The organism is Hyella patelloides LEGE 07179, from assembly GCF_900659865.1.
Classification (GTDB): Bacteria; Cyanobacteriota; Cyanobacteriia; order Cyanobacteriales; family Xenococcaceae; genus Hyella; species Hyella patelloides.
This window is the reverse complement of record NZ_LR214315.1, coordinates 1-1302: the sequence shown is the minus strand read 5'-3', so window position 1 is coordinate 1302 and position 1302 is coordinate 1. Positions and strand designations below refer to the sequence as shown.

Genomic DNA, 1302 nt, shown 5'->3' with positions numbered 1-1302 from the left:
TTTTACAATGCTTGATTGTCCCACATTTAGATGCAAACCGCTGTATATTCCACAAGACATAAATTATTGAGAACTCTTAACTTGTAGTATAAATATAACTTATTCTTTTTTGCTCTCTATATTAAGAGATCGCTTAATTAAACATAATTTTTCGATCTACTGACAGTCCATAGGAGAGGAAATTCTGGAGATAGTAAAGATTTCCTTGCGCTGGAGTGGCAATAGTTACACTTGTAGTTATAGTAAAGAGTGGACAACATGGCTGGATGGCAAATATTTAAGGAAAGTTGAGAAAAACAAGGAAAAGTAAGACAGATGATTGATACACCAGACGCGGAGATTGATGTGTAGCAGTAATTTTTGAATTGGTATGATGATTCCAATCTGTTAAATTCTCCAAGAGAAACCACCTATCAAATGAAAACCAAAATAATTACTGGTAACAGTAATCGCCATATTCTCTGGGTGAAAGTGTGGGCTATAGCTGCGATGCAAGGAGCAATTACTTTAACCTGGGTTATCTATAACTTGTATCTTCCCATTCTTTTAGTCCAACTTGGTCTTGCTAAAGAAATAGCCGTTACTTTATTAATAATTGAAAAGGCTTTAGAAGCCGTGATCGAACCAATTTTTGGAGCAGTATCTGATCGACAACAAAAGATAATAGGTACTAAAGTACCCCTTATTTCCACGGGAGTTATATTATCCTCTGGTTTATTTATTGCAATTCCTGTGTTGATAATTTTTAGTAATGATGATAACTTGTCGAAGTCTTTGTTTATAGTTTTGGTAATTGTTTGGGCTTCGGTGATGGCAATCTTTCGCTCTCCTGCAATGTCTTTATTAGGGCGTTGTGCTAACACGGAAGTATTACCTCAAGCAGCAAGTATTTTAACTTTAGCAGGGGGAATAATTGGTGCATTTAGATTTGATGTTTATGGATTGATTGTCAAAATAGGTGCGGGATTTGCTTTCACCATTGGTTCTGTGACTTTACTTGGAGCTGCTACTTTTTTGCGGTTAGTTCATCTTCCCGAACCAACCATCCCCCAAGAGAGAGAATCGGCGAAAATATCCATACCCAGACTTAGTTTAATTTTTATCACAGGAATGACTGTCAGTTGGGGATTGCGACTTTTGATTCCTACGGTAAGTAAAGTACTAACTATGGAATTAGGAGAAGCCCATACTAAACTGGCAATGACTTTATTTTTTGTCCTGTTAGGTTTAGCTGCTTTACCAGCAGGCCAACTTGCTAGTAAATTAGGAAACTCTCTGGGTATGATTATAGGGGGTTTGGGA

1 protein-coding gene is annotated in these 1302 nt (G+C 36.9%); it reads left to right on the top strand.

Annotation, left to right across the window (positions count from 1 at the left end; translation table 11 throughout):
• Positions 1-417: 417 nt before the first annotated feature.
• A partial coding sequence (locus H1P_RS33430; protein WP_144875800.1) for an MFS transporter occupies positions 418-1302 on the top strand: 885 nt, incomplete at its 3' end.